9 protein-coding genes are annotated in these 9,486 nt (G+C 71.7%); 2 read left to right on the forward strand and 7 right to left on the reverse strand.

All coding sequences use genetic code 11. The annotated features are described in order from the left end of the window. The 7 genes from ACTHMS_RS20860 to ACTHMS_RS20890 all read right to left on the reverse strand — a co-directional run. A partial coding sequence (locus tag ACTHMS_RS20860; RefSeq protein WP_440308578.1) for a hypothetical protein occupies positions 1-443 on the reverse strand: 443 nt, incomplete at its 3' end. Beyond that, a complete protein-coding gene (locus tag ACTHMS_RS20865; RefSeq protein WP_440308579.1) occupies positions 440-1,147 on the reverse strand; it encodes an ABC transporter ATP-binding protein in 708 nt (235 codons plus the stop codon). The genes ACTHMS_RS20865 and ACTHMS_RS20860, both read right to left, overlap by 4 nt. Then, a complete protein-coding gene (locus ACTHMS_RS20870) occupies positions 1,144-1,992 on the reverse strand; it encodes an ABC transporter ATP-binding protein (protein WP_440308580.1) in 849 nt (282 codons plus the stop codon). Before ACTHMS_RS20870 ends, ACTHMS_RS20865 begins: the two co-directional genes overlap by 4 nt. Then, the gene (locus ACTHMS_RS20875; RefSeq protein ID WP_440308581.1) at positions 1,979-3,967 is read right to left on the reverse strand and encodes a branched-chain amino acid ABC transporter permease; all 1,989 of its coding nucleotides are present in this window, start codon (positions 3,965-3,967) and stop codon (positions 1,979-1,981) included. Before ACTHMS_RS20875 ends, ACTHMS_RS20870 begins: the two co-directional genes overlap by 14 nt. 3 nt (positions 3,968-3,970) lie before the next feature. Continuing rightward, on the reverse strand, positions 3,971-5,545 hold the full coding sequence (locus ACTHMS_RS20880; RefSeq protein ID WP_440308582.1) for an ABC transporter substrate-binding protein: 1,575 nt from the start codon (positions 5,543-5,545) through the stop codon (positions 3,971-3,973). Positions 5,546-5,562: 17 nt separating this feature from the next. Beyond that, positions 5,563-6,465 carry a 3-oxoacyl-ACP reductase gene (locus ACTHMS_RS20885; RefSeq protein ID WP_440308583.1) on the reverse strand — a complete coding sequence of 301 codons (903 nt, stop codon included), beginning with the start codon at positions 6,463-6,465 and terminating at the stop codon, positions 5,563-5,565. Continuing rightward, positions 6,462-6,650: a ferredoxin gene (locus ACTHMS_RS20890; protein WP_440308584.1), complete on the reverse strand. Its 189-nt coding sequence runs from the start codon at positions 6,648-6,650 to the stop codon at positions 6,462-6,464. Before ACTHMS_RS20890 ends, ACTHMS_RS20885 begins: the two co-directional genes overlap by 4 nt. Before the next feature lie 209 nt (positions 6,651-6,859). On the opposite strand from ACTHMS_RS20890, the gene ACTHMS_RS20895 reads away from it, so the two are divergent. Both ACTHMS_RS20895 and ACTHMS_RS20900 read left to right on the forward strand, forming a co-directional pair. Continuing rightward, positions 6,860-8,035 carry an acyl-CoA dehydrogenase family protein gene (locus ACTHMS_RS20895; protein ID WP_440308585.1) on the forward strand — a complete coding sequence of 392 codons (1,176 nt, stop codon included), beginning with the start codon at positions 6,860-6,862 and terminating at the stop codon, positions 8,033-8,035. 5 nt (positions 8,036-8,040) lie between these two features. Next, positions 8,041-9,144, forward strand: a complete 1,104-nt coding sequence (locus tag ACTHMS_RS20900; protein WP_440308586.1) for an acyl-CoA dehydrogenase family protein — start codon at positions 8,041-8,043, stop codon at positions 9,142-9,144. The last annotated feature ends 342 nt before the right edge of the window (positions 9,145-9,486 follow it).

The following is a 9,486-nucleotide window of genomic DNA, read 5'->3' on the forward strand; positions in this document are numbered from 1 at the left end:
AAGCCGGTGACCGTGGCGCGCGTGGTGTCCTCGGTGCTCGAGGTCGACATGCCGTTGCCGTCGGTGAGCTGGGCCTGGTTCTTCGTCGGCGCCGTCGTCGTGGCGGGATAGCGCGAGTTGACCTGCACGGGGTAGGTCGAGCCCGGCTGCCCGGTGAGCTGGTCGAAGCCGTCGCCGAGCACGTCACCCGGCCACAGGTACGACGCGGTCGCGCGCGAGGCCGGCCCGGTCTCGGACGTCGAACGGGTGTAGCCGATGCCGAAGTCGACCTGCGGGTCGCTCGGCAGCGGGATCGTGGGGTCGACGATCTCGAAGCGGATCGGGTACGCCCTCGCCTCACCGCTGTAGCCACCGAGCGAGGTCTGTGCGTGCACCGGCGACGGCCACGCGAGGGTCGCGATCACCGCGCCGCCGAGCAGGCCGACGATCCGTCGCCGTCTCATGCGGCACCTCCGAAGTAGAGCTCGTTCAGCCGGCCCTCGATCTCGGCCGGTTCACCGGTCTCGATGATCCGTCCGCCGTGCATCACCGCGGCGTAGTCGGCCACCCGCAGCGCGGACGCGGCGAACTGCTCGACGACGAGGATCGACACGCCCGACTCGGCGATCTCGGCCACCGAGTCGTACAGCGACTCGACGATGAGCGGGGCGAGCCCCATGGACAGCTCGTCGAGCAGCAGCAGCGCCGGGTCGGACGCGAGGGCCCGCGCGAGCGACAGCATCTGCTGCTCGCCGCCGGACATCGAGCCGGCCAACTGCCGCCGCCGCTCCTTCAACCGCGGGAAGCGTGCGTAGGCCTCGGTGAGGATGCGCTCGACCGGCTGCCCCGAGTACGAGGCGAGCCACAGGTTCTCCTCGACGGTCAGGTTCGGGAACACGCCGCGCCCCTCGGGCACCATGCAGAGCCCGGCGCGGTTCAGGGCGTCGGGCGAGGCGTCCGAGATGTGCTCGCCGCCGAGGTGGATGTGGCCGGACGTCGCCGGCATGACACCGCTCAGCACGCGCAGCAGGGTCGTCTTACCGGCACCGTTCGCGCCGAGCAGGGCCATGACGGCGCCGCGGGGCACGAGCAGGTCGACACCGCGCAGCACCTCGATGCGTCCGTAGGCGGCGTGGACGTCGATGCACTCGAGAATGGGCGCGGTCACGTGGCGTCCCCCTTCATCGGTCGCGGACGCGGCGGCTCGCCCGTCGCAGGCGTCGCCCCCGCACCCACCGCGGCGGCCGCAGCGGTCGCGACCTCCGCGGGCACCGGCACCTCGTCGGCCGCCCCGAAGCCGAGGTAGGCCGCCTGCACCTTGCGGTCGGCGCGGATCTCGTCGGCGGTGCCGGTGGCGATCACGGTGCCGAACTCGAGCACGTGGATGAGATGGCAGACGCCCATGACGAGATCCATGTCGTGCTCGACCATGAGCACGGCGCGTCCCTCGCCCGCGAGCTTCTGGAGCAGCAGCCCGAAGTCCTCGGTCTCGGCCTCGTCGAGCCCGGACGACGGCTCGTCGAGCAGCAGCAGCTGCGGCTCGATCGCCAGCGCCCGGGCGATCTCGAGCAGCCGCGCGACGCCGGTGGGCACCGAGTCGGCGCGGGCGTCGACGTACGGCCCGAGGCCGACGAGTTCGATGAGCTGGTCGACCAGCGGGTCGCGTCCGGGACGGAACCACGACCGCCAGCCGCGATGGATGTCACGGGCCGCCTGGACGTTCTCGCGCACGGTGAGCGACCCGAACGCCTCGAGCCGCTGGAAGGTGCGGCCCATGCCGAGCTTGGCGCGCTTGTCGACCGTGGCGTTCGTGACCTTCTGGTCGCGGAAGAAGACGTCGCCGCGCGTGGGCGGCTGCAGGCCGCTGATCACGTTGAACAGCGTCGTCTTGCCGGCACCGTTCGGGCCGATCAGCCCCGTGATGGTGCCCGGCTCGACCGACAGGTCGGCGTCGTTCACGGCGGTGATGCCGCCGAACTTCACGGTCACGCCGCGCACCTCAAGCAACGCCATGACCCACCACCTGTGGCTCGCGCAGCGGCTGGCCCTCGTCGGCGTACTCGACGGCGTCCCCGACCTCGGGCGCCGCGCCGGTCGCCGGCGGGGCGGCCAGGGACACCGCCCACGACGGCAGCGGCAGGCGCGGCGCGACACGGCGCACGCCCTGGAACAGCACGTTCACCAGCCCGTTGGGATCGCGGCCGAGCAGGATCGCGCCGACCCCGATGAGCAGGAAGACGAAGCCGGACGCGGTGGGATCGGTGGTCTGCAGGGTGAACTGCAGCATCAGCAGCACGCCGCCGAGCAGCGCGCCGCTGACGGTCGTCACGCCGGCGACGACCGCGAGCAGCAGCAGCGGCAGGCTCTGCAGGGTCTGGAACCGCACCGAGTTCTCGCTGCCCTCGAGCCCGATGAGCAGCGCGCCGGCGAGCCCCGCGATGCCGGCGGACGCGCTGAACACCGCCACGCGGAACACCCGCTGGTTGAGCCCGAGCGTGCCGCAGGCGGCCGGGCTGTCCCGCAGCGCGATGAGCAGGCGGCCGATCGCGCCGCGCCGCAGCGCCAGCACGCCCATGCCGACGAGCAGGAACACGACGAGCAGCAGGAAGTCGTAGACCCCGGTGTGGTCGAAGCCGTAGCCGAACAGCGACACGCGTGGGGCGCGCAGCAGGCCGCCGACGTCGAACAGGAACGGCGTCTGGAAGACGAGCTTGTCCATCAATTGGCCGAATGCCAACGTGGCGAGCGCGAGATAGAGGCCGGTCAGGCGTAGCACGGGCAGCGCGACCAGCGCCCCGACCGCGGCCGAGATGCCTACCGCGGCGAGAATCGCGAGCGGTGACGACGTGCCCAGCTTGCCGACGACTGCGGCCCCGACGCCGACGAAGGTGAGCTGCGACAGCGAGACGTAGCCGCCGTAGCCGGTGAGCAGCACCAGCGACAGCATGACGATGCCGTAGATGACGGCGAGTCCGAAGTCGGTGGTGCCGTTGGTGCTGAGCAGCGGCAGCAGCAGCAGGCCGACGACCGCCACGACACCGGCGGCGCCGAGCGAGCGTCGCGACGACGGCACGCGGGCGGCGAGGATGCCCTTCACCTGGCCAACCCGCAGCCGCACCTGGGGTACGAAGATCAGGATGCCGAACAGCATGATCGTCGGCAGCGAGTTCTCGAAGCCCTGCACGAGCGGGCCGCCGTCGATGTAGCCCTGGCAGTAGTTGAACAGCAGGCCGAGCGCCATGGCGCCGACGTAGGTGAGCGGCAGGCTCGCGAGCCGGCCGAGCATCGCCGCGGCGAAGGAGTTGATGACGAGGAAGGTCAGCTGCAGGTAGTCGAGGTTGGTCTGCGCGGCGAGCAGCACGCCGGCCAGCGCGGCGAGCGACGAGCCGACCGCCCAGCTCAGCATCGACACGCGGTCGGCGTTCGCGCCGAACAGCTGCAGCAGCTCGCGGTTGTCGACGGCCGCCCGCATGGCCGTGCCGATGCGGGTACGGTTCAGCAGCACGTACAGCCCGATCGCCACGGCGGCCGAGACGCCGATGGTGATCAGGTAGTGGTAGGGCACGTTGACGCCGAAGAGCGAGAACGTCCTGTAGCCGAAGAAGTAGCTGATCGACGTGTGCTTGGCGATCTCGTCCGGGGGCCAGAACTGCTGGGCGAAGCCGTAGAGGAACACGAAGACGCCGACGGTGACGACGAGGCTGACCCCGACCGGCGCGTCGCCCAGCCCACGCATGACGATGCGGTCGAGCACCACGCCGAACAGCGGCGCGATCACGAACAGCACGAGCACGACCGACAACCAGGTCGGCAGGCCGGCCGCGATGTGCAGCTGCCAGTACACGAACGCCATCACCATGCTGATCGCGCCCTGCGCGAGGTTGAACACCCGCGTGGTGGTGTAGGTCAGCACCAGGCCGGACGCCGCGACCGCGTACGCCGCACCCAGGAACAGCCCGGCGATCGTGTACGAGAGGAAGGCCTCCACCGATCAGCCACCGACCCCGCTGTTGACCACGGCGCCGCAGGTCCAGGGGTAGGGCGACTTGCGCACCCACTGCCCGTTCACCAGCTGCACGATCGCCGAGCACGGGCCGGTGTGCTTCCCGCCGACGTCCTGCGGCGGGTGCAGGCCGTTGTCGGTCCAGCCGTGCACACCGCGGATCGCCTGCAGCAGCGTCGCCCGCGTCAGCTTGCCGCCGAGCTGCAGCGCGAGCTTCGTGAACAGTTCGGCCGCCGACCAGGCGTAGACGCCGAAGAAGGTCGGGGCGCCGCCCGAGGTGCGGCTCAGCCAGGTGAGGTACGTCTGCAGCTGCGGGTTCCTGCCGGCCTCCTCGAACAACGGGCCGGGGACGAAGGAGTAGGTGCCGTTGACCGGCGACCCGCCGCTGACGTAGTCGGCCGAGTAGCCGGTGGGGTCCATGACGAAGATCGGGTTCCAGCCGCCGCCGACCTGCGAGATCGCCGCCTTGAGATTGATCGCGTACGGCTTCGCGGCGCCGACGTACTGCACGTACTGCACGCCGTCGTTCTTCAGCTTGGTGGCGATCGAGTTGTAGTTCGGCAGCTGCGTGATGTCGATGCCGATCTTGTCCTTGAAGTTGTAGCCGACCTTCTCCTCGGCGGCGATGAAGCTGCCCGCGTTGAGGCTGGACGCGCCGGCGTTCAGGTAGACGAAGGCGGCGTTCTTCGGCGCGCTGGGGTTGAGCTTGGCGAAGAAGTCGAACGGCGCGACCGGCACCTCGGGCACGGCGAGCGAGTACGCGCCGTACGACACCGACGAGTGGTACCGGGCCGTCTCGGTCGAGGCCGTGCGCAGGTCGGGGATGCCGCAGCTCTGGGCCACGCTCGCCCCGCCGGCGTCGAAGGCGCCCATCGAGCCGACCATCGCGAACGCACTGCCGCAGGCGGACTGGTTGGCCTGCTGGTCGGCCGACTCGCTGGTGCCGCTGTCGAGCGGCTCGACCTTGAGCGTGCGGCCGCAGATGCGCGAGGTCGAGTTGAAGTAGGCGACGTAGGCCGTCACGGCGGCCTGGGCCGACTTGAACAGTCCTGGCACCGGGCCGCTGAGATCGGCCACGTTGGCGATGGTGATCGTCGAGTCGGTGATGCCGGTGGTGTTCTTGAACCCGGCGCAGCTCGCTGCCGGGACGCCGGCCGCCGTGCCACCGCCACCGCCCGAGCCGCCGCTGCCACTGCCGCCGGCCTTACCGCCGCCGGCCTTGGTCCCACCGCCACCGGTCGAGCCGCCGCCCGTGGCGCCGCCGCCGGTCGAACCACCACCGGTCGAACCACCACCGGTCGAACCGCCACCGGTCGAACCGCCGCCCGTCGAACCACCACCGGTCGAGCCGCCGTTGGTGCCGCCGGTGCCGCCGATCGCGACGGCGCCGTTGCCGGCGTCACCCGCGCCGGCGCTGAGCGTCGACCCGCCGCCGCCACCGGTGCCGCCGACCCCTTGGAAGTCCTTGGGGTCGACCTCGGAACCACAGGCCGACAGCACGAGAGCGGCCACGGCCGCGGAGACGACGAACGCCGAGCGGCGTCGGGCTCCGATCCAGTGCATGGAGCTGTCCTTCCGGTTCACGCCAGACCGAGGACGTCGGGGCTGGCGAAGGTCAGCCCCGGGTCGCGGTCGGCGAAGAAACGCCCGAGTTGGGCGTCGACGGCGTCCGGTGACCAGGCGCCGTCAGGAGCGTCGAAGCGGGCGGCGACCGTCGGCGCCTGCATGAGCGCGATCAACCCGCCGTGCACGACGAAGACCTGGCCGCTCACTGCCGCCGAGGCGGGCGACGCGAGCCAGGTGACGAGTGGCGTGACGTGGTCGACCGAGAGCGGGTCGGGCCGGTCGGTCGGTGCCTCGCCGAAGACGCCCGCGGTCATCGCCGTGCGCGCCCGCGGGCAGATCGCGTTCGCCGTGACGCCGAACCGCGCCATGCCGCGCGCGGTCGCCACCGTGAGTGCCGCGATCCCGGCCTTGGCGGCGGCGTAGTTCGCCTGACCCTCCGAACCGACGAGCCCGGCTTCGGACGAGGTGTTGACGACGCGTCCGTAGACCGGCGCGCCGGTCTCCTTCCCCTGCTGCCGCCAGTAGGCCGCGGCGTTGCGCGAGAGCAGGAAGTGGCCGCGCAGGTGCACCCGGACGACCGCGTCCCACTCGTCGTCGGACATGTTGAACAGCATCCGGTCGCGGGTGAACCCGGCGTTGTTCACGACGATGTTGAGGCCGCCGAAGTGCTCGACCGCTGCGGCGACGAGCGCGTCGGCGGTCGCGCGCTCGCCGACGTCCCCGGCGACGAGCACCGCCTTCGACCCGAGCGCCTCGATCTCGTCGACGACGCTGCGGGCCGCCTCGCCGTCGCTGACGTCGTTGACCACGACACGGGCGCCGGCCGCGGCGAGCGCGAGCGCCTCGGCGCGTCCGAGACCGGCACCGGCCCCCGTGACGACGGCGACGGCGTCGGCCGACGCGAGCGTGTCCGTCACACCAGCTCCAGCGCGTTCTTGGGGCAGCGGGCCACGGCCTTCTCGACCGCGGCCAGGCGGTCGGCGGGCGGCTCGTCGAAGGCGACGACGAGGTTCTCGTCGTCGTCCAGCGAGAACACGTCGGGCGCGATGCCGCAGCACACCGCGTTCGCCTCGCACAGGTCCCTGTCGACCCGGATCTTCATGCCCCCGACCTCCGCTCCCGAACTGGCGCCGGTCTTCGCCCCTTCATCTCAACGAAACAAGGCCGGGCGAGTGACGCAGCTGACACCGTAGAACGCGTTCTACTTCTAGGCAACTCCCGATCAAGCTCTCTCAGGTCAGCAGATCTCGACGTTCCCGGAGCTGAGCAGTTACAGTTTCTGGAACCTGTTCTAGCTCCGGGGAGCGTTGCATGGAGATCCGCTGGTCGACCGAGCACGAACGACTGCGCGACGAGTTGCGATCCTATTTCGCCACCTTGATGACCCCCGAGCGGCGGGAGGCCCTCACCGCGGGTGACGGCGACTACGGTGACGGCAGCGTCTACCGCGACACCGTGCGGCAGATGGGCAAGGACGGGTGGCTCACCCTCGGCTGGCCGGTCGAGCACGGCGGCCGGGGCGGGTCCGCGCTCGACCAGCTGATCTTCACCGACGAGGCGGCGATCGCCGGCGCGCCCGTGCCGTTCCTGACGATCAACACCGTCGGCCCGACCATCGCGCGGTTCGGCACGCCCGAGCAGCAGGCCTTCTACCTGCCGAGGATCGCCGCCGGCGAGCTGCACTTCAGCATTGGCTACAGCGAACCCGGCGCCGGCACCGACCTCGCGTCGCTGCGCACGCGGGCGGTGCGCGAGGGTGACGAGTACGTGATCAACGGCCAGAAGATGTGGACGTCGTTGATCCAGTACGCCGACTACGTCTGGCTGGCGGCGCGCACGAACCCCGACGCCCCGCGGCACAGAGGACTGTCGATCCTCATCGTCCCGACCGACGCGCCGGGCTTCTCGTGGACGCCGGTGCGCACGGTCAGCGGCCCGACCACCAGCGCGACCTACTACGAGGACGTGCGTGTGCCGGTGTCGTCGGTCGTCGGCGAGGTCGACCGCGGCTGGCCGCTCATCACCAACCAACTCAACCACGAGCGGGTCGCGCTCACCTCGGCCGCACCGATCCTGACCGCGTTGCACGAGACGCGCGAGTGGGCGCAGAACACGAAGCTGCCGGACGGACGCCGGGTGATCGACCAGGAGTGGGTGCAGCTGCACCTCGCCCGGGTGCACGCCAAGGTGCAGTTCCTGCGGCTCAAGAACTGGCAGATCGCCTCGGGCGGCTCGGTGAACCCGGCGGACGCCTCGGCCACCAAGGTGTTCGGCACCGAGTTCGCGACCGAGGCCTACCGGCTGCTGATGGAGGTGCTCGGCGCGCACGGCACGCTGCGCACCGGGTCGCCGGGGGCGGTGCTGCGCGGACGCGTCGAGCGGATGCACCGCGCGTCGCTGATCCTGACCTTCGGCGGCGGCACCAACGAGGTGCAGCGCGACATCATCGCGGGCGTCGGCCTGCGCCTGCCCTCGAGCGGACGGTGAGCGCGATGGACTTCTCGCTGTCGACGACCCAGCAGGAACTCGCCGCGCTCGTGCGGCAGATCGTCACGACCCAGCTGACCGCCGAGCGGCGCAAGGCCGTCGAGGCCGCGCCGCTGCGGTTCGACCGCGCGCTCTGGCAGGCGCTGCTCGACGCGGACGTCGTCTCGGCCGCGCTGCCGGCGTCGATCGGCGGTGGCGACCTCGACCTGCTCGAGCAGGCGAGCGTGCTCGTCGAACTCGGCCGCGCGGTCGCACCGGTGCCGTACCTGCCGCACGTGCTCGCCACCGCGGCGATCGCGCACCTCGGCACGGACGCGCAGCGCGCCGAGGTGGGTGCCCCGGCTGCCCGCGGCGAGACGCTGCTGACCGTGGCCCTCACCGAGGAGTTCGGCGATCCGGCCGAGCCGGCGACGACCGCCGAGCGGTCGGGCGACGGCTGGGTGGTCACGGGCGCGAAGTCGGTCGTCCCGTTCGGCACGGCGGCCGACGCCGTCGTGCTCGGCGCCACGGTGCCCGGCGGCACGGCGCTGTTCCTCGTCGACACGCGCGCCACCGGTGTCACCGTGACCGCCGAGCGCGCGACCGACGGCGACGAGGTCGCCACGCTCGCGCTCGACCGGGTGGCCGTCGCGGCCGACCGGGTGATCGAGCACGCCGACGCCCTGCACTGGCTGGTCGCCCGCGCGACGGTCGCGGCGTGCGCCTACCAGCTCGGCGTGCTCGAGCGGGCCCTCGAGCTCACCGTCGAGTACGCCCGCACCCGCGAGCAGTTCGGCCGGCCGATCGGGTCATTCCAGGCCGTGGGCCAGCGGCTCGCCGACGCGTACATCGACGTCGAGGCCGTGCGGCTGACGATGTGGGAGGCCGCGTGGCGGGTCGCGTCCGGGCTGCCGTGCCCGACCGAGGTCGAGACCGCCAAGTTCTGGGCCGCGGACGCCGGGCACCGCGTCGCGCACACGGCCGTGCACGTGCACGGCGGCACCGGCATCGACCTGGACGGCGACCTGCACCGCTACTTCACCGCCGCGAAGCGCACCGAGTTCCTCTTCGGCGACGCGACGGCCCAGCTCCTGCGCCTCGGCGCCCAGCTCGCCGCGTCCCACGCCTGACGCTTGTTTGCGCCCCCACCTGCCGGTTCCGCCCGGCTGCACCGTCAGCTGCAGGCGCAAACCCGCCCCGGCCTCGGAGGTTTGCGCCCGCAACTGACGGGTTGAGCGCCGCGGACCGTCAGCTGCGGGCGCAAAGCCGGCCGGGCGATCGCCGCAGCGCTAGGCGATCGGTCGGCCCGGGGTCGCTCGTCACGCAGCATCTCGTGACGGTGCTCGCGGCGGGTGACGGATTCCGGAAGTGGTGACCGCGGGAAACCCCGGGACGCGATTAGGGCTCCGGCACCAGATACGGGCTCACTCAACGGCTACGGGGTCCCTCCACAGACCAGGACGCGGCGCGGC

The sequence above is a fragment of the Jatrophihabitans sp. genome, from assembly GCF_051960575.1.
Taxonomy (GTDB): Bacteria; Actinomycetota; Actinomycetes; order Mycobacteriales; family Jatrophihabitantaceae; genus JBQCEE01.